The organism is Flavobacterium sp. Arc2 (genome assembly GCF_041431385.1).
Taxonomy (GTDB): domain Bacteria; phylum Bacteroidota; class Bacteroidia; order Flavobacteriales; family Flavobacteriaceae; genus Flavobacterium.
Map to the genome: position 1 here is coordinate 97,504 of NZ_JASMRH010000008.1, position 26,243 is coordinate 123,746.

The following is a 26,243-nucleotide window of genomic DNA, read 5'->3' on the forward strand; positions in this document are numbered from 1 at the left end:
TTAAAAAGATGCGTACTTTTACCCGGTTTTTCAAGATATTATAGTCTAAATTATAGCTGAGCTATTCCCATTCTTAATGATAAAACTAAAAAAGATTACTTCTTAGTCAATACATTTTTCATTCCACCCTGAATTATAGTCATTTGATTTGATGTTGGATTAAATTCCAACGTTATTCCTGCTGCTTTAAATTCAAATGTATCTTTCTTAATAGCTTCTAGTGGAAAAGCACCTTGTCCTGTTGCTTGAGCCACTAATTTAGTCTTATCCTTTGTTACAGCAATGGCAAGAGGAAATGTAGGACTTCCATATTCTCCTAAATATTGGTCTAAATCTTCTGTTTTTAGAGCTAAAGTAGTAAACGTAGGGACTTCAAATTTTCTATTGTAATAGCTAGATAATATAGCAACCACAATATCATTATTTCCATAATTTATACCATTTGAAGTGATCGCAATACTTAGTTTGCTCTCTGGCCAATAAGACAAAGCCGAACCAAATCCATCGATTCCGCCAGTATGTCCATATCCTGTTTTATCATAAAACGGAATCTGAAAAATCCCCATTCCGTATTTTTCCTGAATTGTTTTCATTTGTTCTAATGACGTTACCGAGATTAGTTTACCGTCAAATAATGCCTGAATAAACTGGGTCAAATCAGTTGGTGTTGATACCATTCCTCCTGCTCCCATTGGGATTGAGATATCTGTTTCAGTTTCCTTATTCCACTTATCTGTATAGCTATAGGAATAGCCTTCGTTTTTAGCCAAATCAATTTTACCTCCAAAGTAGGTGTTTTTTAAGTCTAATGGCTTCACAACTTTTGTTTGTACTAAGGCAGCATACGGTTGCTTGTAAACTTCTTCGAGAATGTAACTCAGTAGCACATAATTAGAATTGCTGTATTCACCTTTGCTGTTAGGTTCAAAAACACTTTTGCCATTAGCAATAATAGCAACCATTTCTTTTGCAGTTTTAGGTTGCGCGCTATAGCTATTGTACTCTGGAGCGCTGGTAAAATTATAAATTCCACTGCGATGGTTCAATAAATTGCTAATCGTAATTTTTGATGCGTTTTCAACCGAAGGGAAATAGCTTTCAATAGTTTGAGTCAAACTTAATTTCTTTTCTTCGATGGCTTTAAAAACTAAAACCGAAGTAAACATTTTAGAGATGGAACCAATTCTATATTTGGTAGAAACAGTTGCTATTTTATTAGTTGCAATATCTTCCTTCCCTATCGCATTGCTGTAAATTATTTTTCCATTCTCAGATACGGCTACGCTTCCCATGTATTTATCTTTAGCTTGTAGAACCTGAAACAGACTATCAATTTTGGCTTTATTGAAGTTTTGAGCAAAGCTAGGTACCGAGAATAGTACTATTAAAAAGACAAGAATATTTTTTATTTTGAATTAATTTGTAATGGTTTGAGTAGTGATTAACTAAAAATTATTTTAATCGAAATAGGGTTCTGCATAAAATTCAATTTTGCAACAGCGTTTTGACTATTATGTTATTGATATAAATAAAAGTATTGATACTTCTGCTTGTCCTTTCGAACAAAGGAAAATCTACGCTTATAATTTCTATATACTGTTTCACTGTGTGGGCAAAGATTGTAAATCTGAACTAGTTCTCAGTTTGTAGAACAAGTACGTTATAGATTTTATTGCCTTGTTCTCTTTTCAGCATTTTTCATATCTAAATACGATTTCATAAATAGCACAGCTATTGCTAATCTAAAGGATCGGTACACCCATATATTAACCTCCCAAAAAAATAGTTTGTGTGTTGCTGCGGTATCAAACAAGGAGTAGATGAAAGAAATTAAAAATAGTATTGCTAATACTAAATATATCGTTTTAGATATTTTCATAAAAATTGGTTAGGTATTATTGGTTTCTAGTGTTTGTTGTAATAAACTCTTTATTATACTATTTCTATTATTTAAATTATCCTTTTGTAAATTAAATATTAGCGCGGATATAACCAATTATCTTGGGCTATTAGTCTTTGATTCTAATGACACAGCTTAAAAATTAGCACTAATTTTGTACTAATATAAAAAAATAAATGGATTGTATACATATTCATAACAACCTAAATTGAATTGGTAGTACAAAGCATAAAATTAGAATAAAATCATTGGGAACCAATATTTTAAAAAATTTAATTTAATTATGAAACAAACTAAAACAGCAGTAAAATAGTACTCAATTATTTAAACCAAAAAAGCCTAGATCAAAACGTCGTCTTGATCTAGGCTTTTTCTATTTAACATGGTATAAATTTTAAAAGAAAATCCACACTATAGTATTATTAATTATTTGTATTCAATTACAAATTCTTCCTTCGGTGTTCTTACTTTTTTCATAGTAGCGATCCAATCCTTTGGCGTATCAGCATAACCTACATACATTAAAGAGACACTTTTTAATCCGCGTTTATCTAATTCTAAGATTTCATCCACCACACTATTATCAAAACCTTCAACTGGAGTACTATCTATTCTTAATTCAGCGGCTTGCGCCAATGAAAGTCCAAGTGCAATATATGTTTGTCTCGCAATGTGTGCAAAGTTCTCCTCTGCTGGTTGGTCAAGATATATTTTTTTCAACATATCCGTATAACTATCAAAACGTCCTCTTGGTAATCCACGCTCATCTGTAGTATAATTGTACATTTTATCAATTCGTTCTACAGTGTAACGATCCCATCCAGCAAATATAATAACATGAGAACAATCTCTCATACATTCTGGATTTAAAGCCCCTTTTACTAATTTTTCTTTTAATTCTTGGCTTTCAACTACAATTACGTTGAACGGTTGTAATCCAGATGAAGCTGGTGCTAAACGAGCTGCTTCTATAATTTTATCAATATTTTCTTGGCTTACTTTCTTCGTAGAATCATATGCTTTTACAGCATGTCTCCAGTTTAAATTTTCTATTAAAGTCATTTTATTTTTATTTATGTCTAAGGTATATAATTCTATTTAATTGTTTGAAACTGTCAATTTTACTGGCATATTCCCTCTTGTAGCATTAGAGTAAGGACAAACTTGATGTGCTTTCTCAATTAAAGTTTGTGCTTCCTCGATGGTTACCCCGGGAATATTAGCATGCAACTCAGCTTCTAGTCCGAAACCTCCACTTTCATTTTGACCAATACTTACTTTAGCCGAAACTGTTGTTTCTCCGGTTTCGATATTTTCTTTTTTAATAACCAAGTTAAGCGCGCTATCAAAGCAAGCTGAATATCCTGCTGCAAAAAGCATTTCTGGGTTGGCAAAATCATCATTTCCTCCACCCAAAGCCTTTGGATGTCTTACTTCTACATCCAGAATTCCATTTTCACTTTTTACTTGTCCGTTTCTACCTCCGGTTGCGGTAGCTTTTGTGGTATACAATGTTTTCATTTCTATTTTTTTGATATTTTGGTAATTATGTTTTTTAAAACTAACAAATCTTCGGCTGAGATGTTCATCGATTCCATTAACTGAGCTGGAATACAAGATGCTTTTTCTTTTAATGCTTTCCCTTTCTCCGTTAACGAAATATTGACTAACCGCTCATCAACTGTACTTCGTATTCTATAAACAAACTCTTTTTGCTCCATTCTTTTAAGTAAAGGAGTTAGTGTCCCGCTGTCTAGTCTTAATTTTTCTCCCAGTTGATTTACGGTTTGTTCTTTATATTCCCACAACACAAGCATGACCAAATATTGCGGATAAGTTAGCTGTAACTCTTCAAGCAAAGGACGATAGTGATTAATAATTTCCTTCGCCAAAACGTAAACTGGAAAACAAACTTGTTCACTTATATGTAATTGGTCTTTCATGTTTCTTATTTGATTCTACAAATATAGTGCACAATTAAATTGTACACAATTTACTTACCAAAGATTAATATTGTTTTAACAGTTGTCTCATTATATCAAAAAGATTGCACGGTACTTTTTCAACTCCTTTTAAGCGTCTATATTCATATTATCAATTATTTGTGTGTTCCTACTTCATTTTCCATTTCAACAAAAAACCTAGAACAAAAACAGCGTTTTAGTATAGGATTAAATTGAATGAATTTTCTATAAAAAAAGATTTCCCTTCCTATTTAATATTTCATTTACAGTTAAAATAGATCGTTTTATGTTATGCATGATTCCCCAATTTGATGTTAGAATTTAGTTAGAAATTACTTTGCTCTAATAAAATGAAAAATCTTCTATATTTCGCTTAATCTGATTATTATGAGTTTAACGTTGGAATAGCTATGGTTGCGAGACTGGTACTAGTAATTATATGTTGGTGCTATATCCTCACAAGAATAGGTCTGTCTAAACCTTTTTTTATATTACTGCTTTATTCAATCCTGTTGCTCCATTAAAAACCACACACAAATCAATCTTCTATCAATAAATTTTATCATAATATTAGGAAATAAGCGCTTCAAAAAGCTGTAAATTGGCACAATAAATTAGAAATTTAGAATACTATTTATAATATATATGGATAAGATAAAAATACTTTGGGTAGATGATGAAATCGATTATTTGAAACCTCACATATTGTTCCTGGAAAAGAAAAACTACAGTGTAACGACCTGCAACAACGGTCGCGATGCAATTGATATATTTGAAAACGAGAATTTTGATATTGTTTTCCTAGATGAAAACATGCCTGGAATGAGCGGACTCGAAACGCTCTCTGAAATGAAAGAGAAAAAATCGGCTGTTCCCATGATCATGATCACCAAAAGCGAAGAAGAATATATCATGGAGGAAGCGATAGGCTCAAAAATTGCAGATTACCTAATTAAACCGGTGAATCCAAATCAGATTTTATTGAGTTTAAAAAAGAACCTAGATCACTCTCGCCTTATTTCACAGAAAACTACTTTGGACTACCAAAAAGAATTCCGAAAAATTTCTATGGAAATGGCGATGGTAAATTCCTATGAAGACTGGGTGGAGCTATACAAGAAATTAATTTTTTGGGAGCTTAATTTGGAGAATATCAACGATCATGGAATGATCGAAATTTTGGAATCCCAAAAAGCCGAGGCTAATTCGCAGTTTGGAAAATTCATCGAACGCAATTATGAGGATTGGTTCTTACCAAAAGCAGATAAACCCGTGCAATCACATACTTTGTTTAAAGAATTAGTCGTTCCTGAAATTGTAAAAAAAGACAAACCTATTCTTTTTGTCGTTATCGATAATTTGCGGTACGATCAATGGAAGACCTTTGAAAGCGAAGTGTCTAACTATTATAAACTGGAAAAAGAAGTGCCGTACTTCGCTATTCTGCCTACGGCAACTCAATATGCACGAAACGCTATTTTCTCCGGTTTGACGCCGTTAGAAATGGAAAAACAGTTTCCGCAATATTGGAAAAATGATCCCGAAGAAGGTGGTAAAAACCTTTATGAAGCTGAGTTTTTATCGGCACAGTTGAAACGATTAGGGCTAAACATCAAAGAGGACTATTTTAAAATCACAAATTTGGCAGCCGGTAAAAAACTCGTTGAGAATTTTAAAGGTTTAAAAGACAACGACCTGGTTACTGTAGTTTATAATTTTGTAGATATGTTATCGCACGCAAAAACGGAGATGGACGTGGTTAAAGAACTTGCTTCTGACGATAAAGCATACCGCTCATTGACCTTGAGTTGGTTCAAGAACTCTCCCCTGCTCGAAATCATTCAGCAAGCACAAAAACTAGGATTCAAATTGATATTAACCACAGATCACGGAACGATAAATGTGAAAAATCCGTCGAAAGTAGTAGGTGATAAAAATACTAGTCTAAATTTGCGTTACAAAACAGGACGCAGCCTTACGTATGAGTACAAAGATGTTTATGCGGTAAAAGAACCAAAAAAAATAGGCTTACCTGCCATTAATATGAGTAGTTCTTATATTTTTGCAAAAAATGATTTATTTCTAGCCTATGTAAATAATTTTAATCATTATGTCAGTTATTACAGAAATACCTATCAGCACGGTGGAATTTCATTGGAGGAGATGATTATTCCGTTTTTGATTTTTAATCCGAAATAGTCTAGTCAATAAAACTTAAGACCTTAAACTTTAAACAAATTTTTAAAATGGAAATCACTTTTTCATTAGATGAAATCGAAAATACAGCACGTAGAATTGTCGCTGATCAACCAAAAAAAGTAATCCTTTTTCATGGAGATATGGGTGCTGGAAAAACCACTTTTATCAAACAGCTTGCTAAAGAACTAGGTGTTATGGAAGCAACAAGTAGTCCAACCTTTTCTTTAGTTAATGAATATCATACTATTGACAATCAAATTGTTTACCATTTTGATTTCTATAGATTGCAAAACGAAACTGAAGCATTAGACATGGGAGTAGATGAATATTTATATTCTGGAAACTGGTGCTTTATTGAATGGGCAGAAAATATCCCAAACCTAATTCCAGATTCCCATTCTGTTATTACGATTAAGGAACTAAACGGCGGAAAACGTTTATTAGAGTTAAGCTAAATAATTACCTACCATGAACGCAGAGAATACAGTTACAATAATCCCTTTTTCTTCCGATTTAAAGGAGCCAATAAAAACATTGAACATTGAATGGCTTATCAAATATTTTAAGATAGAACCCAAAGATGAACTTGTGCTTTCTAATCCACAGGAGGAAATCATAGATAAAGGGGGGATGATATTTTATGCAAAGTACAATGAAACTATCGTAGGTACAGTGTCTTTGATAAAAATGAATGATACAGAATTTGAACTGAGTAAAATGGCTGTTAAGGATGGTATTCAAGGGTTGGGAATTGGAAAGAAACTAATGGAACACTGTATAAAAACCGCTGAAGAAAATGATATTGAAAAAATTATTATTTACTCTAACAGAAAACTAATTCCTGCAATTGGCCTCTATGAAAAATATGGTTTTAAAGAAATTCCTTTAGAACATGGCATTTATGAAAGAGCCGATATTAAAATGGAAAAATTAATTTTAGGGTTATAAATCAATCTTTTTCGAATATTTATCTCTGTTGAAAGCCTTATTTTTTAATCTTTTTACGTATTTTTACCTTTACTAATTAACTTTATCAATGTCAATAGCAATAACTCCTTTCACTAAACAACAGTTATTACCACAGGAAGAAAAACTCGAGGTAAGCCGAAGAAAAAGCGATCTTTTTATTGGTATCCCTAAAGAAACCAGTTATCAAGAGCGCCGTATCTGCCTTACTCCAGACGCTGTTAACTCTTTGTCTTTCAATGGACACCGCGTAATGATAGAGTCAGGAGCAGGAGAAAGCTCAAGTTACTCCGACAAAGAATATAGTGATGCAGGTGCCGAAGTGACAAAAGATACTGCCAAGGTATTTGGCTGTCCGATGATTTTGAAGGTAGGACCTCCTACTCTTGCGGAGATCGCGATGATGAACAACCAGACTATTCTAATCTCGTCGATTCAATTAAAAACGATGCAAAAAAGTTACTTTGAAGCATTAAGCAAAAAAAAGATAACCGCTTTAGCATTTGAATACATAAAAGATGAGGATGGTAGCTACCCTGCTGTACGATCTTCGAGTGAAATTGCAGGAACCGCCTCGATATTAATTGCGGCTGAACTCATGATTACTAATGAATTTGGAAAAGGACTATTATTTGGAAACATAACTGGAGTTCCTCCTACAGATGTAGTTATTTTAGGCGCTGGAACAGTTGGAGAATTTGCTGCTAAAACCGCAATAGGATTAGGAGCCAGCGTAAAAGTTTTTGATAATTCGATCACTAAACTACGTAGACTACAAAACAACCTGAACCAACGGATTTTTACTTCCACCATACAATCTAAATCTTTATTGAAAGCATTAAGGCGTTGTGATGTTGCCATTGGAGCAATGACTGGATTACAACGTTGTCCGGTAGTAGTTACTGAAACCATGGTAGAACATATGAAAAGAGGTGCCGTAATTGTCGATGTAAGCATTGATACCGGAGGATGTTTTGAAACATCAGAAGTTACCTCGCATGAAAAGCCAACCTTTATTAAAAGCAATGTAGTGCACTATTGCGTTCCTAATATTGCTTCGCGTTATTCAAAAACAGCTTCACTGGGTATCAGTAATATAATTTCTCCCTTTTTAATGCAGATTGCTGAGGATGGCGGACTTGAAAGTGCTATTCGGTGTGATGTAGGGTTAAAACACGGAGTGTACTTTTATCATGGTATTCTGACGAATAAAGTCATTGGCGATTGGTTCGATTTACCTAATAACGACATCAATTTAATTGTGTTTTAAATAAACTTTCCGCTACCTTTGCAAAAAAAATAATTCATGAAGTTTTTCCATCGTTTTGCCTACTATTTAGTGGGATTAGTTATAGGTATATTTTTTGTTTCTCTTATATTTAGTGGAAAAGATACCCGCTGTAATTATTTTCCAAATGCCAGAGTTTTAAATGATTTAAGAAACAAACCTTTCGAATATTCTGAAAAAGCATCCCAAGTATTAGCTGAAAAATGGATTGATACTATCGACATCAAAAACACATTAGAGTTTGGAGATGTTGATTTTGACAATAGTAATACTGAGTTTCACAAAGCAAAAGTATATGTTATTGAAGGCAAAACTACTAAAAATCAGAAAATTATATTAAAAGTAAGCAATCACGAGAATAAGGCTATACTGGAAGAAATCATAAAGAAATAAAACAAAAGGCACTTTCATTATTTGGGCGTGCCACCATAGAAAAAAAGGGCTTATTACTTTGCGGTAATAAGCCCTTTTTTTATCTGCTGTCGGGCTTTACGCGCTACTTTGGTAGCTAGCTTCAATCCCTCACGCGGAATCCTAGTTTTATAGGAGAGTTGTCAATGAATTTCCGTTTTTTTGTCATATCAATGTAGGAAAGATCATAAAGCCTAACACCTATTAATATTCTTTTTAACAGCGGATTTTTCTTTTTTTAGAAACAAAAAATCTATGCTTGTATATGTTAAAAAATAACTCACGCTATTAAAAAAGGCTTCCGTTATTAAAAATCCAATCGATCTCCTTTTCGCCATTTGCCTTCAAATAGGAATTTGTTTTACTAAAATGTTTGTTTCCAAACCATTTTCCCTGGTTTGCACTCATTGGCGATGGATGTCCCGATTCTAAAACTAGATGTTTGCTTCGGTCAATTTTAAGCCCTTTTTTATGCGCAAAATTACCCCAAAGTAAAAAAACAACTTTTTCCTTACCATCAGAGATCTTTTGAATTACGGCATCCGTAAAAAGGTTCCACTTTAAATGTTTGTGGCTGTTTGGCGTATCTTCACGTACCGTTAAAGAAGCGTTCAAAAGTAAAACACTTTGCTTTGCCCACGGATTTAAATTACCTGATGCGGGTAAAAAAATAGTTCCTAAATCATCACTAATTTCCCTAAAAATATTTCGAAGTGAAGGCGGAATCCGCACACCGTCGTTTACCGAAAAAGCCAAGCCATTAGCCTCCCCTTTCCCGTGATAGGGATCCTGACCTATAATCACCACTTTTACCTCTTCGAAACTGCAATAATTAAAAGCAGCAAAAATCAAATCCTTCGGTGGATAACAAGTATTAAGCTTGTATTCTTCGTCTACACTTTCTATTAATTCATTAAAATAAGGTTTCTGAATTTCGTCTGCTAAAATAGCCTGCCATCCCGGCTCAAGATTGATTTTCATAATATAAAGATGTAGCGCAAATATACAGTAAGATTACTAACTCATCGACCTAATTATCATAAACAAGACTCTAATCGTTTCTTAATCTTTGCGATTTTTTATCTCCAATTGCAGCAAAATAGAATTCATCTATACATATATCGTAAAGTACAGTATTAGATAGTCTATTTTAACATGGAATCTTTGTAACTTTGCTTCATTGCAATTTAGAAAAAACAATGATATCCATTACCGAAAAGACATTACAAGACTTACAATTTCCAACTGTACTCGAAACTATTTCAACCATATGTAATACAGACATTGGGAAACAAAAAGCGTTAGAAATCACACCGTTTAGAGACAAAGAAACTTTGATGCAAGCTTTGCTACAAACTTCTGAGTACGTCTCTTCGTTTCAAAATAACAATGCAATTCCTAATCATGGTTTTGATGCCATAAGCCACGAAATTAAATTTCTGGCAATCGAGGATAGTTTTCTGGAAGTAGGTAGTTTTAGAAAAATAGCAACCCTATCTTCAACGGTTAATTTTTTATTGAATTACTTCAAAAAATTTGATGACTATTACCCTCATTTAAACACTAGAGCAAACGAAGTTGAGTTAACCAAAGAAATCATCACAGCCGTTGACCAAATCGTTGATAAGTATGGTGAAATTAAGGATAATGCGTCGCCAGTACTATTGAATATTCGCAGAGACATCAATTCGGTTCGCGGTAAAGTTAACCAAAGTTTTGGTGTGGCATTGACACAATACAATAGCTTAGGCTATTTGGATGACATCAAAGAAAGTTTTGTGCAAAACCGCAGAGTTTTGGCTGTTTTAGCGATGTACCGCCGTAAAGTCAAAGGATCTATATTAGGAAGTTCAAAAACAGGAAGCATCGCTTATATAGAACCAGAGACTACATTAAAATATTCTCGTGAATTAAGTAATTTAGAATATGAGGAGAGTGAAGAAATTACTCGTATTTTAAAACAATTGTCGAATGATATCCGTCCTTTTTTACCGCTGCTGATTCAATACCAGGATTTCCTGAGCGATATTGATGTTATTGCTGCAAAAGCAAAATATGCCAACCGAATTAACGGTATCATGCCTCAAATTACGGACAATCGCCGACTTTATTTTAGAGATGCCTATCATCCAATTCTGTATTTGAACAACAAACAGAAAAAGGAAATTACACATCCGCAAACTATTGAACTGAAGCAGGAGAATAGAATTATTGTGATTTCCGGGCCTAATGCAGGTGGTAAAACAATCTCTTTAAAAACGGTTGGATTGCTACAATTGATGTTGCAGTCGGGAATGTTGATTCCGGTTCACGAACGATCAGAAACTTTTTTATTCGATAGAATCCTTACCGATATTGGAGACAATCAATCTATTGAAAATCATCTAAGTACATACAGTTACCGACTAAAGAACATGAACTACTTCTTAAAGAAGTGCAATAAGAAAACGATGTTCCTGATTGATGAATTTGGTACTGGCTCCGACCCTGAATTGGGTGGTGCTTTAGCTGAAATTTTTCTCGAAGAATTCTACCATCGCGAAGCTTTTGGGATTATAACTACCCATTATTCGAATTTAAAAATTCTAGCTAATGAGTTGCCTTTTGCAACTAATGCTAATATGATGTTTGATGAAAAATCATTGGAACCCATCTATAAATTAGCACTGGGCCAAGCGGGTAGTTCCTTTACTTTTGAAGTTGCGCTGAAAAACGGAATTCCGTTCAGTTTAATCAATCGTGCCAAAAAGAAAATTGAAGTTGGTAAAGTACGTTTTGACAAAACTATTGCTACACTACAGAAGGAACGCTCGAAAATGGAAAAAACTTCGCAAACGCTTAAGGAAGAAGAAACCAAAGCGCGCGAGGAAGGAAAGAAAATGGAAACAATCAATGTAAAAATCAAGCAAAAGTTGGAAAGCTATCAGGAATTATATGACAGTAACCAAAAGACCATTTACATAGGACAAAAAATTGAAGATATTGCCGAGAAATATTTCAATAATAAAAGTAAAAAAGACCTTATCGGTGATTTTTTGAAAATTATCGAAATTGAAAATTCAAAACGCAAGAAAGCGACTCCGAAAGAAGCTAAAGCTATCGTAGCCAAGAAGAAAGAAGTCATTGCGGAAGTTACGGTACATGTGGAAGAAATCAGAAAAGAAAAGAAGGAAAAGAAACTGAAACCGATAATCGAAAAAGTGAAGGCTATTTTAAGAGTAGGCGATCGTGTACGCATGCTTGATGGGAAAGCAGTGGGAAGCATTGATACTATAGAAAAGAATAAAGCAACGGTAAATTACGGTATGTTTACGTCAAAAGTCAGTTTAGATGAACTGGAATTGGTGGAAGCGATGAAAAAGAAATAATCAGTTCGAGTGTTCAATAATCAGCGGTTAGTTGATTTTAAACGCTATTATAGCCTCACAACTACAAAAAAATGGAAAGCCTATCTAAAGACAAAAAGATTATCCTGTTCGACGGCGTTTGCAATTTGTGCAATTCGGCGGTACAATTTATCATAAAACACGATAAAAAAGACGTTTTCCGATTTGTAGCATTGCAATCTGATTTGGGCGGCGAAATCTGTAAACATATTGGTGTAGACCAAAAAAGTATCGATAGCATCATACTCTACGAGCCTGGAATTGCTTATTACTACAAATCGGAAGCCGCTTTAGCAATTGCCTCCCAACTTGGTTCTTTTTATAGTTTGTTAACCATTTTTAAAATTTTACCATTAAAATTCAGTAATTTTTTATACGATTGGATTGCCAAGAACAGATACAAATGGTTTGGTAAAAAAGAGAGCTGCATGATTCCTACAACAGAATTGAAATCAAAATTTTTACCCTAAAATAGCATTTAATGATTTTTATCATATTGTTTTGCTGACAAAATTTATATTTTTGATTTTTAAAATTAAAAAAACATGAAAAATATGGCACTTATTACTTGGGATAGCGGTTCGATAATTATTGTTTTCGTCTTTGGATTTGTGGTACTTGCTTTAGTAGCTACTGTATTACTGTTAATGAACAACGATAAGAAAAAAAAATAAAATCAGATGCGTCTTTGACTTATTTAAGAATATATAAGCAGTCGCTATTCAAGCGTCTATACTTGTATTCACTCTTGTTGTGTTCTTTTGTTTTTAATTAGCCTCAGCAATTCTCTTCTTTTTTCAAAATAGAATGGCTAACGAAAGTTAGCTCTCTTAAAACCAAAATGCTTCAACTATAAATAAAAAAGGATGTCGTAATCGGATATCCTTTTTGCTGTTCTGAAAAAACTAAAATTAACTTCTGATTAGGTTTTTCTATTTTAATCGTTTTTACATATTAGCATCCACCTAATCGTTTTTTTGTTTTCTTCATATTCAAAGAAACACGCTCCAAATAATGAATTTCACAAAATAAAAAGAACATATTTTCTTACTTTAAATTGGAATAAATTTCTAAATTTACTTGATATAGTTCTATTCCACAAGGTGTGAACACAAAATCATTCACTCTGCTGTTGTAATTTAAGTTCTAAAAAAAAAAGTATTAAAATAAAATAATAACTACAGAATTTCTAAACAAGTTCGTATTTATATTAACCTAAAAAAAATGTAATGAAAAATTATTTTCAATTAAAGATCGCTTTATGTCTAATAATTATAAGTTGTTCGACAAAACTACAAGCTCAGGATCGTGTTATAGAAGTAACTGCTATAAGGAATGAAAATAAAAGTGTTGATTTCTTTTATAAAAAAAATATGCCTGGAAGCTACACCATTAAAATAGAGTTTAATGGATTAACAAACACTAGCGCAGCAGATCATTACGAACAAGTCATTGAAGGAAATTTTGGGAAATTATTGACTCTTAGGCCCACAAATAAAGATTTAGGAATTAGCTACGGCTATAAAACCTCATATGCTTTTGGGAACTCAAGACCAAAAGTGGATAGCTTATTTCAATATTTATTTCCATTTAAAAAAGGTGCAAAGATCACTATTTATGAAAGTGGGAATGTAAATGAAAAGTATTTTGGTGCAGAAAAACCAGAAAGCTGGAAATCATATTCTACAAATAGCAAAACGGCTGATTCTGTTTTTTCCATGCGAAAAGGTATAGTTGTTAATTTCAAAAATGAATTTCAAAACGATACTTTAACTAAAATGGTATACACTAGTAAGACCAACAATATTGTGATAGAGCATGAAGATGGGACTTATGCTATTTACAAGGGATTCAAAAAAGATAGCTTTAAGGTAAAATTAGGAGATATAGTATATCCGAATACAATGTTAGGCACGTTGAATAAATTCAATAATGAAAATTACATTTTACACTTTGGCATATATTATTTTGATAACAAAGCAATGTTTGACAGTAGTAAATTAATAAAAAAGTCAAATAGTCCTTATATTTATTTAACTCCTTATTTTTATACTGCAGAGGGCGTAATAAAAATAGTCGCTAAAAGTAGCTATATCACTGATTTTAACGAGTCCATCCTAACAAAGGAAATGACAAAAAAAGAGATCAAACAGCGATTGAATAGCAAGATACTTTAAAATCAATAGGTATAAAAAAAAGGATGCCATAATTGACATCCTTTTTGTTTTTGTATCAAAAACTAAAATTAACTTCTGATTAGTTTTCTGTATTTCAAACGTTTTGGAGTTAAATCCCCACCTAATCGTTTTTTCTTATTTTCTTCATATTCAGAGAAACCACCTTCAAAATAATACACATCAGAATTTCCTTCAAAGGCTAGAATGTGCGTACAAATTCTGTCTAAGAACCATCTGTCGTGAGAAATTACCACTGCACAACCGGCAAAATTATCAAGTCCTTCTTCTAAAGCACGTAGTGTATTAATATCCAAATCATTGGTAGGCTCATCCAGTAACAAAACGTTACCTTCTTCTTTCAAAGTCATGGCAAGGTGTAAACGGTTACGCTCTCCACCAGAAAGTGTTGAAACTTTTTTGTTTTGATCACTTCCTCCAAAGTTGAAACGGCTTAAATAAGCACGAGAATTCACTTGGCGACCGCCCATCATAATTAATTCTTGACCATCGCAGAAGTTTTCCCAAATAGATTTATCAGGATTTATATTAGAGTGTGCTTGATCGACGTACGCGATCTTAACCGTATCACCAATTTCAAATTCCCCTGCATCTGGTTTTTCTTCTCCCATTATCATTCTAAAAATAGTAGATTTACCAGCACCGTTAGGTCCGATAATTCCAACGATTCCAGCTTGTGGTAAGGTGAAATTTAAATTATCATATAATAATTTATCACCATATGCTTTAGAAACGCCTTTGGCTTCAATTACATTAGTACCTAGACGTGGTCCATTAGGAATATAAATCTCTAATTTTTCATCTAATTCTTTCTGATCTTCATTAAGCATTTTATCGTAGTTCTGTAAACGTGCTTTTTGTTTCGTTTGACGTCCTTTAGCACCTTGACGAACCCAGTCCAACTCACGTTCTAAGTTTTTTCTACGTTTTGAAGCCACTTTTTCTTCAAGTGCCATTCTACTTGATTTTTGGTCTAACCAAGAAGAGTAATTCCCTTTCCATGGAATACCTTCTCCTCTATCTAACTCTAAAATCCAACCTGCCACATTATCCAAGAAGTATCTATCGTGCGTTACAGCGATTACCGTTCCTGCATATTGTGCTAAATGTTGCTCTAACCATAATACACTTTCTGCGTCTAAGTGATTGGTAGGCTCATCAAGAAGTAATACATCTGGTTGTTGCAATAACAAACGACATAAAGCCACACGACGACGTTCTCCTCCAGAAAGGTTCTTTATAGGTGTATCTGCATCTGGAGTACGTAAAGCATCCATTGCAATTTCTAATTTTGTATCAATTTCCCAAGCACCTAATGCATCTATTTTGTCCTGCAACAAAGCTTGACGATCCATTAGTTTCTCCATTTTATCTGCATCTTCATACACTTCTGGAAGACCAAAACTATCATTAATTTGGTTAAATTCCTCTAATACTGCCATTGTTTCAGCAACACCTTCACGAACAATTTCGATAACAGTTTTACTGTCATCAAGGATTGGCTCTTGCTCTAAGTACCCGACGGTATAACCTGGTGCAAAAACAACATCTCCCTGATAGTTTTTATCCGTACCAGCAATAATTTTTAATAAAGAAGATTTTCCAGATCCATTAAGACCTAAAATACCAATTTTTGCTCCATAAAAGAAACTCAAATAGATATTTTTAAGAACGGGTTTATCTGCTCCTTGATAGGTTTTACTCAATTTTGACATTGAGAATATTACTTTCTTATCGTCTGCCATTTTTTATTATTTTTAATTTAAAATTCAATATTTAAAACATTTTTCTAAAGTCTCCCTTTGAGTGAGCTAAAAACCCATGCATTCGCTAAGAACCCAACGCCAACAGCTGCAAATCCCCATCCGGAAACGTCACTGTATCTAAAAGCGCCAAGACCTATTAAGAGAAAACCCATTACTATCATTATAAAAGTAGCCCATCCTAAGACGGTATTTTTATTCATTCCCATAACTAAAGCCTGTTTTTTAAAGTGCAAATATCGTGAATTTAAGTGCTAATTGAATATATTATACAGCATTTCTCTTAACAAGTCGGAATTTGACATCGAACTTGCCCCTACTCCTTTGCTTTTTACATCGATATCTCGCAAGGAAGCTACAATTTGACTTACCTTTTTCATGGGATAATTTTTAAGCGCCACATCATATTCTTTTAGAAAAAAAGGATTGACTCCAATAACTGCTGCGACATTTTTTGGGTTTCTGTCTTTGAGTCCGTGGTATTTCAATAATTGGATAAAAAAACCAAAAACCAGACTTGTCGTAACCACCATTGGGTTCTCTTTTGGATTATTCGCAAAATTTGCTGCGATTGTGTAGGCTTTAAGCTGGTTTCTTTCTCCTATTGCTTTGCGAAGTTCAAATACATTAAAGTCTTTACTGAATCCGATATTTTCTTCTATATCTTTAGGAGCAATTACACTTCCTTTGGGTAATATTATTTGTAACTTCTCAAGTTCATTGTTTATTTTTCCTAAGTTTGTTCCCAAAAATTCCACAAGCATCGCGCTGGCTTTGGGTTCAATGGTATATTTTTTACTGGCTAGGATGCGCTTTATCCAATCTCCAACTTGGTTCTCATATAGTTTTTTACTTTCGTAAACCAAACCGTTTTTCCCTAGTACCTTAGTTACTTTTTTACGTTTATCGAGTGTTTTGTATTTGTAGCAAATCACTAAAACGGTCGAAGGCATCGGATTATCAGCATAGCTTTCTAGCTTGTCAATAGTCCGACTCAAATCTTGCGCTTCTTTTACAATCACCACCTGGCGTTCCGCCATCATTGGGTAACGCTTAGCTGTCGAAACAATATCTTCAACAGAAACGTCTCTACCATACAAAACAGTTTGATTGAATCCTTTCTCTTCCTCAGACAAGACATTTTTTTCAATATAGTCTGATACGATATCAATGTAGTACGGTTCTTCACCCATTAAAAAATAAATAGGTTTGATGTTCCCGCTTTTAATATCATTCAGAATTTTTATAACCTCGTCCATTTTTTCAGTCTTCAGTGTTCAGTTAACGTATTCAGTCACAATGTTACAAATAACAAGAACTTTAAACGGTAAACTTTAAACATTTTAATTATTTTTGCCTGATGCAGCAATTGAATTTTTCTTCTTATACTTGGCGCTTCAAAAATAGCGAAAATAAAGTGTCTATTTTTGACGACATCAGGAAAAAATTTATCGTTCTCACTCCAGAGGAATGGGTTCGTCAGCACGTTGTTCGGTTTTTATTGGAAGAAAAAAAATATCCTAAATCCCTGATTAATGTAGAAAAAGTACTTAAAGTCAACGGATTACGAAAAAGATATGACGTAGTAGTATTTAACTCTGATGGCTCAATATGCATCTTAATCGAATGCAAAGCTCCTGAAATAAAAATTGCCCAAACTACGTTTGACCAAATTGCCCGTTACAATATGACTATGAACGCGGAATATTTGATGTTAACCAACGGAATGAATCATTACTTTTGCCAAATGGATTTCGAAAATGAGAAATACCAATTTTTACCTGAACTTCCAGAATATACTATCTAAATAATCAAAATGAATATAGCAGTCGTTATCCTTAATTGGAATGGTGTACAATTATTAGAGCAATTTTTACCTTCGATAATAGCATTTTCCCCTGAAGCCACGATTTATGTGGCAGATAATGCTTCTACGGATGAGTCCATCTCTTTTGTGGAACAGCACTACCCTAGTGTAAAAATTGTAAAAAATGTTGATAATTATGGTTTTGCTCAAGGATATAATGAAGCACTGAAACATATTGATGCCGAAATATATGCATTGGTAAACTCTGACATAGAAGTTACACAAAACTGGTTATCACCCATAATCGATACTTTTAAAAACGAACCACAAACCGTTATTGTACAACCTAAGATATTAGATTTTAAGAATAAAAAGTACTTTGAATATGCTGGAGCTGCAGGTGGTTTCATTGATAAATATGGATATCCATATTGCCGCGGGCGCCTTTTTGAAACTATTGAAGAAGACAAAGGACAATACGATGATGAAAGAGAGATATTTTGGGCTTCAGGAGCATGTTTTTTCATCAGAAGTTATGTTTACAAAGAACTTCACGGGTTTGACAATGATTTTTTTGCCCATCAAGAGGAAATCGATCTGTGCTGGCGCGCTATCAATAAGGGATACAACATAAAGTATAATTACAAATCGTTAGTGTATCATGTAGGCGGAGCCACCTTACAACAGGGCAACCCTAAGAAAACCTATTTGAACTTCAGAAATTCATTACTAATGTTAACCAAAAACGTACCTAAGGAAAACTTATATGGTGTTTTATTTAGTCGAATGATTTTAGATGGAATCGCAGGAATTCAATTTATTTTCAAAGGAAAATTTTCACATTTTTTAGCTATTTTAAAAGCTCATTATTCTTTTTACACTTTATTTTCAATAACTTACAAAAAAAGAGGTGATTTTCACACAAAAAAATACTATAACATCAAAAGTATCGTTTTCCAATACTACGCAAATAGTGGCAAGGTCTTTGTTAATTGACTTTAACATTAAATTGTATATTTTATTAACTTTATTAAAACTAAATTTGTAATTCACTAAACATTAAATTTATGAAAAAAATTGTAATTGCCTTATCCGTTTTAGCCCTTTTAACCTCTTGTGTTTCTAAGAAGAAATATACTGATCTAGAGGCGAGAAACAAGGAAACTCAAGATTTATTAAACACTTGTACCGTAAAATTAAATTCTTGCTTAGAAGACAAAGCGGGTCTTACAGCTACAGTTGCAGGTTTAAAAGAACATAACCAGACGTTAATCAGTACTTCAAAAGATATGACTGTATTGACTACTAAAGGTGCTGAAAACATTGAAAAAGCATTAGAGTCTATTAAAGAAAAAGATTTAAAAATAACTAGAATGCAAGATGCGTTAACTAAAAAAGACAGTGTTACACTTGCTTTAGTTACAAGTCTAAAAAGATCAGTTGGATTTAATGATCCAGATATTGAAATTAATGTTGAAAAAGGAGTTGTATTTATCTCTATTGCTGATAAATTGTTATTTAAAAGCGGTAGCTATACTGTAACTGATAAAGCAAAAGGAGTTTTAGCTAAAGTTGCTAAAGTAGTAAATGACAAACCAGATTTCGAATGTATGGTTGAAGGTCATACTGATAGCGTACCTTACATTGGTAACAACATATTACTTGACAACTGGGATTTAAGTGTGAAACGTTCTACTTCAATTATTCGTGTACTAACGAATGAGTTAGGAGTTAACCCAGCACAATTAATCGCTGCAGGTAGAAGTTCTTACATTCCGTTAGTAGCAAATGATTCTGCTGAAAACAGAGCTCGTAACAGAAGAACTCGTATCGTTGTATTGCCAAAAATTGATCAATTCTACGAAATGATTGAAAAAGAAATGAAAAGCCAAAAACAATAGTTTTAAATTTCATAATGTAGTTTGAGTATTCAAATTACAGAAACAGAAAAACGTTCCGAAATTCGGAACGTTTTTTTTTTTGCTATATATTTAAAAAGAAAAAGCAGGCCAATTGGCCTGCTTTTATGTATCCCTAATACTTTTTTAATAACCAATTAAATATTAATTAAGAATAACATCTCTTTATTTTTTAGTTGCAATTTTAAGCAAAGATAAAAATTAATATAATATGTTCAAATATTATCTAAATAATCGCTATCTTATAGAATATTCAGACTTCCTTTTCCTTCGCGAATTACCTCTGGTTCATCACCTGATAAATCAATTATCGTAGAACCCACATTATCACCATAACCACCGTCAATTACCATATCAACTAGATTTTGCCATTTTTCAAAAATGAGCTCAGGATCTGTAGTATATTCAATTACATCATCGTCATCTCGAATGGATGTAGAAACAATAGGATTCCCTAATTGGCGAACAATTTCCAAAGCTATAGAATTATCAGGCACACGAATTCCAACTGTTGTTTTCTTCTTGAACTCTTTAGGTAAGTTATTATTTCCCGGTAAAATAAAAGTATACGGTCCAGGCAACGCTCTTTTTAAGAGTTTAAAAGTTGCCGTATCTATTTGCCTAACATAATCAGAAATATTGCTTAGATCATGACAAATGAATGAAAAATTAGCTTTTTCTAACTTGATTCCTTTTATCTTAGCGATGCGTTCTAAAGCTTTCGTATTGGTAATGTCACATCCCAACCCATACACCGTATCAGTTGGATAAATAACTAAACCACCATCTTTTAAAACCTTAACTACTTTGGCAATAGCCGCTTCGTTCGGTTTATCTGGGTATATTTTTATAAATTGTGCCATTTTTTTTGTTTAAAGTTTTAAAATGTAAAGTCTAAAGTTCGTTATATCAACAACTATAAACTTTTAAAAAAAAATTATCCGATTATATCCAATTTTGCAAAACGCAATAATAATTTTTTTATACCGCCAACATCAAATTTGATCTCCGCTTTTTTATCAGCTCCCACTCCATCTAAGTTTAATACTTCCCCTTTTCCAAAACGTTCGTGCATTACAATATTTCCAGCAACTAATTTATTGTCAAACAAATTAGCGCCTCCTGATGCAGATTTTCCGGCAACAGGCTTTAATTTACGAATATTTATTTCAGATTTAGGATCACTGTCCTTAACTTGTACTGGAGGTGTTCCATTAGCTGGCTTAGCCAAACGCAATTTGGATTTATCCACATCCCCAAAAATATCGCTGTCAATCATGGGTTTATAACGGTAATTATTTTCGGCCGGGGTAAGATACTCTAAATATTGTCCGTCTATTTCTTCAATAAAACGGGAAGGCTCACTATCTGTCAATTTACCCCAACGGTAGCGTGATTGTGCATAGGTTAAGTAAGCCTGATGCTCTGCACGCGTTAGCGCCACGTAGAATAAACGACGTTCTTCCTCTAGTTCACTTCTAGTACTCATACTCATCGCACTTGGAAACAGATCTTCTTCCATTCCCACAACAAAAACATGTGGGAATTCCAGTCCTTTTGCCAAATGTATTGTCATCAATGCCACACGGTCTTCATCGCTGGTGTCTTTATCTAAATCAGTCGCCAGAGCCACATCTTCCATGAATTCAGATAAGGCACCACGGGCACCATCAATTTCTTTTTGTCCTTCGGTAAAGTCTTTGATTCCGTTTAATAACTCTTCTATATTTTGTATTTTTGCCATTCCTTCCGGCGTGGCATCTTTCTTTAATTCTTGAACCAATCCTGTTTTTTTAGAAACATGATCCGTTAAATAGAAAGCATCTTGGTTTTCATTTATCACCTGAAAACTTTGAATCATCGTAACAAAATCAAGTAGTTTTTGTTTAGTTCCCGAGTTCAGTTTCAAGTCAATTTTGTCAATGTTTTGCATCACTTCAAAAATGGATCTTTTGTAGTGATTAGCTGCTACCAATAATTTTTCAATCGTGGTATTTCCTATGCCTCGTGCCGGATAATTAATCACGCGCATTAATGCTTCTTCGTCCTTCGGATTGATTACCAATCGCAAATAACACAGCACATCTTTTATTTCTTTTCTTTGGTAAAAAGACAAACCTCCATAAATTCTATACGGAATATCTCTTTTTCTAAGTGCATCCTCCATCGCACGCGATTGTGCATTGGTACGGTATAAAATAGCAAAATCACCATTGTTCATTTGGTTTTGCATCTTTTGTTCGAAAATCGTTCCAGCAACAAAACGACCTTCTTCCGCATCTGTCATGCTGCGGTGTACTTTTATTTTAGGGCCAAAATCATTGGCTGTCCAAACGATTTTATCCAGTTTAGTTTTATTCTTATCGATGATTGTATTTGCCGCCTCCACAATATTTTTTGTCGAACGGTAATTTTGTTCCAGACGAAAGGTTTTAACGCCTTCGTAATCCTTCTGAAAATTCAAGATATTATTGATGTTAGCACCACGAAACGCATAAATACTTTGCGCATCATCACCTACCACACATATATTTTGGAATTTATCTGATAATGCTCTAACAATTAAATATTGAGAGTGATTTGTATCTTGGTACTCATCTACAAGAATATAACGGAAACGGTTTTGGTATTTCGCTAGAACTTCTGGAAAACGTGTTAATAGTTCATTGGTTTTTAATAATAAATCATCAAAATCCATCGCTCCCGACTTGAAACATTTATCTACATAGTTTTGGTACAATTCACCCATACGAGGTTTTTTAGACATCGCATCCGCTTCTTGCAAGTCACGGTCATTGAAATAGGCTTTTACAGTGATCAAACTATTTTTAAAGTTGGAAATCCTACTTAGAACTTGTTTGGGTTTGTAAACGTCCCTGTCTAGTTGCATTTCTTTTATAATTCCAGAAATAGCTCGTAGCGAATCTTGGGAATCATATATCGTAAAATTTGACGGGTATCCTAATAAGTGCGCTTCCGAACGCAAAATTCTAGCAAACACAGAGTGAAACGTTCCCATCCAAAGATTCTTAGCTTCGCTAGAACCTACAATATCAGAAATACGTTTTTTCATTTCACGTGCTGCCTTGTTTGTAAAAGTCAACGATAAAATATTGAATGCATCCACTCCCTGATGCATTAAATAAGCAATACGTATCGTCAAAACACGCGTTTTACCTGAACCTGCACCGGCGATAATAATCATGGGGCCGTCTTTTTGCAATACTGGTTCGCGTTGTGCTTCGTTAAGTTGGGAAATGTATTTTTGCATGAAAATTTTCTATTTATGCAAAAATAAGAATTTAAGAATTAAAAAGGAGTTTTAAATCAAACTCAGGAGTACTTATTCTATTAAAATTCCAAATAAAAAAGCATTAAGTCTAAAAGTAGAGTTATGGATGAATTCCGTTACCTAAAATTTTAAACTAAAAAGTCATAAATTCATATCGATTAATTTCTGTTAATTTTGGATTCCTTGCCAAATTCAATTCTCCTAAATCAATATCTTTTAGTTAGTTTTCTAATTTTAAAGAATTTAATCTTTCTTGTGTCTTTTTTTCTATTTTAAAATTCTTTCCAATAACCATTAAAATAAAAAAGCCTACAAAAACCAATAACAAATACCCCGTCCCTAATTCTATTTGTGTTTTTGCATGAACAAGATAAGCGACCCCATAACTAAAAAAAGAAGTAAAAACATAGGTTACACCTCCTGTCAGGCCTCCTGCTGTAGCAGCATACTTAGGAAAACTACTCAAACAGTACGGGAAATAAACACTAAAAGTAAAACCTGCCGCAATATGAATTAAAAAGGCAAAAATAGTTAAAGTAAATATATTACTAAGAAATGGAGCTGTAACGATCATTATCAAAACAACAGCAAATTGTATATAATTAGCCACTCTTAGTTTAGGTAATAGCGCTTTTTTATTTAATGCCTTACTTATAAATCCACCTGACATCCATGCAAGTCCCAGTCCTAATGAAACGTAACCCGTTACAATTGCAGAGTAGCCCAGTTCATGTTCCAAAATAAAAGGTCCTGTAAGTCCATAAAACATAACCGTACCATATGAGACACCTAACATCATTAAGCCATACCTGAAATCCTTTTTTTGTAACATTTCAGAATAACTGTTCTTTATTTCTGTCAATTGTATTTTTTTTCTAATTTTTAAGGTTTCACCGGAAAAAATAAGTTCTAAAATTAGCATCAAAAAACCAAAGATTGCCAAAAGATAAAAATTTGAACGCCATCCAAATCCATGTTGCAAATATCCTCCTATGAAAGGAGCAATAATAGGGGCTACAGACCAAACAATGGTAATGATACTGAGATAGTTTTTTTGTTTATCTCCTTCATAAACATCGACAAAAAAAGTGCGTTTGGCAACAACTATAAAGGCAACAGAAATTCCATGTAGAATCCGCATGATGTAAATTACCCAAATACTATCAGTAGTAGCTATTACTAAACTTGCTATAACAAATACGAACAAGGCCTGTATAGACATGCGATATCTACCATAAATATCTAATAAACTACCCGCTACAATTTGAGTCAAACCGTAACTAACCAAAAATAGCATTAATGTAAGCTGTATATTACTCGCGCTTGTGTGTAACGAAATCCCCATTTGAGGCATAGACGGTAAGTAAACATCAGTAGCCAAACCTGAAAGCGGCACTAATGCGAAAGCCAGAATAGTCGCAATTGATTTATTTTTTTCGCCTAATAATTTAACTTCTTTTTTAACTTTCATTTTATTCTTAATTATTCATCAACATAACAACCATTCCTAGATTACATTCTAGAAAAAGAAACGACCCACTATATTTTACTTTGAAGCAATCATGTAGTAAAAAAATACCTTTTTAAACAGTGTTGGCTTAAAGAGTTCAATTTACTATCGCCAATTTATTCCCAACTCATCCTATAAATTCTATGTAGTCAAAACAGACTATTATTCTGAATTAAAAAAAAGAATCACTACCGATAGTGAAAAAAGCTTAAATTATTTCCAAAACACATCGTAAGCAAACCGAATTAACGTACCCACAACAATTACTAGAAAGAATATTCTGATAAAGCCATTTCCTTTTGTAATTGCAACTTTTGCACCTAACCATCCACCAACTGCGTTACTGGCTGCCATTGGTATGGCAATTGCCCAAATTATCTTCCCTTTCAACATAAATAGGCAAATAGAACCAAAATTAGTCGCTAGATTCACCATTTTCGCATTCGCGGAAGCGTGAAGGAAATCAAAACCCATTAAAGCAATAAAGGCTACAACAAAAAAACTTCCAGTTCCCGGACCAATGAATCCATCATAAAAACCAACAATAAAACTAATCAAAATAGCATTTAAAATTTGCGTTCGCTCAGATAGATCTTTAGCAACATGCTGGCCAAAATTCTTCTTTGCATAAGTATAAATAGCTAGTAGCGACAGAATAAACAACAACAATGGCTTCATAAAATCGTTACTCATATACGTCAGTAAAGTTGAACCTGCAAAAGCCGAAGGCATGGCTACAGCAACCATAATCAATAACAAACGCCAGTTCATTGTTACCTTTTTTAGGTATTGATAGGCCGCAAAAGAAGTTCCGCTAAAAGCTGGTATTTTTAAGGTTCCAATAACGGTTGAAACAGGTAAATTAGGTAATAAAATCAAACCTACTGGAGTTTGAACCAATCCTCCGCCTCCAACAATAGCATCAATAAAACCTGCCGCAAAAGCAGCTACGCAAAGTAGAACAATGATGTAAGTTTCCATCTATAAATATAATTCAATAGGTCAAAAATCAAACCTATATTTTTTTTGCAAAAATAGCCCTACCATTCCTAAATTGCACTATAAATATGGACTAATTAAATCAAAAAGTATATTTTTGTTTTTCTAAATAAAATATAAATGGACACAACATCTATCACAGAAATAATCGCATATACTATCCCATCATTAATTACTGGTGCTGTTGCCTACTATTTATTTGATGCTCATTTCAAAGATCAGCAAAATAACAGACGCTGGATGTTGCAAAAAGACAATCAATCAGCAATGTTACCACTTCGTTTACAGGCTTATGAACGCATGACTTTGTTGATGGAGCGTATTAACCCTTCACAATTGATGGTTAGAATCTCTCCACTTTCACAAGACAAAGATGAATACCGCAATTTTGTAATTGCACAAATAGAGCAAGAGTTTGAACATAATTTAGCCCAACAAATCTATATTTCAGAAAAATGCTGGTCCATTATCGTTACTGCCAAAAATGCCACCATCCAAATGATCCGTTTGGCTGCAAAAAACGAAAAGGTAATGAATGCAGATGGTTTGCGAGAAGCTGTTATCAGTGATTTACTGGAGAAACCATCTCCCAGTAGTGCTGCATTGGCTTTTATCAAGAATGAAGTGGGTGAATTGTGGTAAGA

25 protein-coding genes are annotated in these 26,243 nt (G+C 33.5%); 13 read left to right on the plus strand and 12 right to left on the minus strand.

Translation table 11 applies throughout. The features are described 5' to 3' along the window. Positions 1–95: 95 nt before the first annotated feature. The 4 genes from QO182_RS07290 to QO182_RS07305 form a co-directional block, all read right to left on the minus strand. Positions 96–1,292 carry a serine hydrolase domain-containing protein gene (locus QO182_RS07290; RefSeq protein WP_371560765.1) on the minus strand — a complete coding sequence of 399 codons (1,197 nt, stop codon included), beginning with the start codon at positions 1,290–1,292 and terminating at the stop codon, positions 96–98. A 1,034-nt stretch (positions 1,293–2,326) separates the two neighbouring features. Next, positions 2,327–2,962 carry an NAD(P)H-dependent oxidoreductase gene (locus tag QO182_RS07295; RefSeq protein ID WP_371540525.1) on the minus strand — a complete coding sequence of 212 codons (636 nt, stop codon included), beginning with the start codon at positions 2,960–2,962 and terminating at the stop codon, positions 2,327–2,329. A gap of 36 nt (positions 2,963–2,998) precedes the next feature. Further along, positions 2,999–3,421 (minus strand): organic hydroperoxide resistance protein, encoded by a 423-nt coding sequence (locus tag QO182_RS07300; protein ID WP_371540527.1) that lies wholly within the window; start codon positions 3,419–3,421, stop codon positions 2,999–3,001. A gap of 2 nt (positions 3,422–3,423) precedes the next feature. Continuing rightward, positions 3,424–3,843: a MarR family winged helix-turn-helix transcriptional regulator gene (locus QO182_RS07305; protein ID WP_371540530.1), complete on the minus strand. Its 420-nt coding sequence runs from the start codon at positions 3,841–3,843 to the stop codon at positions 3,424–3,426. Between the two features lie 666 nt (positions 3,844–4,509). On the opposite strand from QO182_RS07305, the gene QO182_RS07310 reads away from it, so the two are divergent. The 5 genes from QO182_RS07310 to QO182_RS07330 all read left to right on the plus strand — a co-directional run bounded on the left by QO182_RS07310 (position 4,510) and on the right by QO182_RS07330 (position 8,710). Then, complete coding sequence (locus tag QO182_RS07310) at positions 4,510–6,063, plus strand: PglZ domain-containing protein (protein WP_371540532.1); 1,554 nt, start codon at positions 4,510–4,512, stop codon at positions 6,061–6,063. A 47-nt stretch (positions 6,064–6,110) separates the two neighbouring features. Further along, positions 6,111–6,518 carry a tRNA (adenosine(37)-N6)-threonylcarbamoyltransferase complex ATPase subunit type 1 TsaE gene (gene tsaE / locus QO182_RS07315; protein WP_371540535.1) on the plus strand — a complete coding sequence of 136 codons (408 nt, stop codon included), beginning with the start codon at positions 6,111–6,113 and terminating at the stop codon, positions 6,516–6,518. A 13-nt stretch (positions 6,519–6,531) separates the two neighbouring features. Beyond that, the gene (locus tag QO182_RS07320) at positions 6,532–7,011 is read left to right on the plus strand and encodes a GNAT family N-acetyltransferase (protein ID WP_371540538.1); all 480 of its coding nucleotides are present in this window, start codon (positions 6,532–6,534) and stop codon (positions 7,009–7,011) included. An 88-nt stretch (positions 7,012–7,099) separates the two neighbouring features. Continuing rightward, a complete protein-coding gene (locus QO182_RS07325) occupies positions 7,100–8,299 on the plus strand; it encodes an alanine dehydrogenase (protein ID WP_371540541.1) in 1,200 nt (399 codons plus the stop codon). Between the two features lie 36 nt (positions 8,300–8,335). Continuing rightward, positions 8,336–8,710, plus strand: a complete 375-nt coding sequence (locus QO182_RS07330; RefSeq protein ID WP_371540543.1) for a DUF4258 domain-containing protein — start codon at positions 8,336–8,338, stop codon at positions 8,708–8,710. Between the two features lie 306 nt (positions 8,711–9,016). Here the strand turns inward: QO182_RS07330 and QO182_RS07335 are convergent, their stop codons facing one another. Then, complete coding sequence (locus QO182_RS07335) at positions 9,017–9,709, minus strand: uracil-DNA glycosylase (protein ID WP_371560767.1); 693 nt, start codon at positions 9,707–9,709, stop codon at positions 9,017–9,019. 218 nt (positions 9,710–9,927) lie between these two features. Between QO182_RS07335 and QO182_RS07340 the strand changes: the two genes are divergently transcribed. From QO182_RS07340 to QO182_RS07355, 4 genes are all read left to right on the plus strand, one after another. Continuing rightward, entirely contained in the window at positions 9,928–12,096 is a 2,169-nt protein-coding gene (locus QO182_RS07340; RefSeq protein WP_371560769.1) for a DNA mismatch repair protein MutS, read from the plus strand. A 71-nt stretch (positions 12,097–12,167) separates the two neighbouring features. Beyond that, entirely contained in the window at positions 12,168–12,584 is a 417-nt protein-coding gene (locus tag QO182_RS07345) for a thiol-disulfide oxidoreductase DCC family protein (protein WP_371560771.1), read from the plus strand. A gap of 75 nt (positions 12,585–12,659) precedes the next feature. Next, the gene (locus QO182_RS07350; protein ID WP_371540554.1) at positions 12,660–12,788 is read left to right on the plus strand and encodes a hypothetical protein; all 129 of its coding nucleotides are present in this window, start codon (positions 12,660–12,662) and stop codon (positions 12,786–12,788) included. Between the two features lie 555 nt (positions 12,789–13,343). Next, entirely contained in the window at positions 13,344–14,291 is a 948-nt protein-coding gene (locus QO182_RS07355) for a hypothetical protein (RefSeq protein ID WP_371560773.1), read from the plus strand. Between the two features lie 68 nt (positions 14,292–14,359). Here QO182_RS07355 and ettA read toward each other — a convergent pair whose 3' ends face one another. The 3 genes from ettA to holA are packed head-to-tail and all read right to left on the minus strand — an operon-like array spanning position 14,360 to position 17,331. Beyond that, positions 14,360–16,054 (minus strand): energy-dependent translational throttle protein EttA, encoded by a 1,695-nt coding sequence (gene ettA, locus QO182_RS07360; protein WP_371560775.1) that lies wholly within the window; start codon positions 16,052–16,054, stop codon positions 14,360–14,362. 44 nt (positions 16,055–16,098) lie between these two features. Further along, positions 16,099–16,281 carry a CAL67264 family membrane protein gene (locus tag QO182_RS07365; protein WP_371540668.1) on the minus strand — a complete coding sequence of 61 codons (183 nt, stop codon included), beginning with the start codon at positions 16,279–16,281 and terminating at the stop codon, positions 16,099–16,101. 45 nt (positions 16,282–16,326) lie between these two features. Next, on the minus strand, positions 16,327–17,331 hold the full coding sequence (gene holA / locus QO182_RS07370; protein WP_371540565.1) for a DNA polymerase III subunit delta: 1,005 nt from the start codon (positions 17,329–17,331) through the stop codon (positions 16,327–16,329). 101 nt (positions 17,332–17,432) lie between these two features. Here holA and QO182_RS07375 point away from each other — a divergent pair, with 101 nt between their 5' ends. From QO182_RS07375 to QO182_RS07385, 3 genes are all read left to right on the plus strand, one after another. After that, positions 17,433–17,879 (plus strand): type I restriction enzyme HsdR N-terminal domain-containing protein, encoded by a 447-nt coding sequence (locus QO182_RS07375; protein ID WP_371540568.1) that lies wholly within the window; start codon positions 17,433–17,435, stop codon positions 17,877–17,879. A 9-nt stretch (positions 17,880–17,888) separates the two neighbouring features. After that, entirely contained in the window at positions 17,889–18,875 is a 987-nt protein-coding gene (locus QO182_RS07380) for a glycosyltransferase family 2 protein (protein WP_371540570.1), read from the plus strand. 71 nt (positions 18,876–18,946) lie between these two features. Next, positions 18,947–19,780: a flagellar motor protein MotB gene (locus QO182_RS07385; RefSeq protein WP_371540573.1), complete on the plus strand. Its 834-nt coding sequence runs from the start codon at positions 18,947–18,949 to the stop codon at positions 19,778–19,780. Between the two features lie 260 nt (positions 19,781–20,040). Here QO182_RS07385 and QO182_RS07390 read toward each other — a convergent pair whose 3' ends face one another. The 4 genes from QO182_RS07390 to QO182_RS07405 form a co-directional block, all read right to left on the minus strand. Continuing rightward, on the minus strand, positions 20,041–20,661 hold the full coding sequence (locus tag QO182_RS07390; RefSeq protein ID WP_371540575.1) for an L-threonylcarbamoyladenylate synthase: 621 nt from the start codon (positions 20,659–20,661) through the stop codon (positions 20,041–20,043). A 74-nt stretch (positions 20,662–20,735) separates the two neighbouring features. Beyond that, complete coding sequence (locus tag QO182_RS07395; protein WP_371540578.1) at positions 20,736–23,069, minus strand: ATP-dependent helicase; 2,334 nt, start codon at positions 23,067–23,069, stop codon at positions 20,736–20,738. A gap of 241 nt (positions 23,070–23,310) precedes the next feature. Beyond that, complete coding sequence (locus tag QO182_RS07400; RefSeq protein WP_371540581.1) at positions 23,311–24,561, minus strand: MFS transporter; 1,251 nt, start codon at positions 24,559–24,561, stop codon at positions 23,311–23,313. Between the two features lie 252 nt (positions 24,562–24,813). Further along, entirely contained in the window at positions 24,814–25,581 is a 768-nt protein-coding gene (locus QO182_RS07405; protein WP_371540583.1) for a sulfite exporter TauE/SafE family protein, read from the minus strand. 138 nt (positions 25,582–25,719) lie between these two features. Between QO182_RS07405 and QO182_RS07410 the strand changes: the two genes are divergently transcribed. Next, complete coding sequence (locus QO182_RS07410; RefSeq protein ID WP_371540586.1) at positions 25,720–26,241, plus strand: hypothetical protein; 522 nt, start codon at positions 25,720–25,722, stop codon at positions 26,239–26,241. Positions 26,242–26,243: the final 2 nt, after the last annotated feature.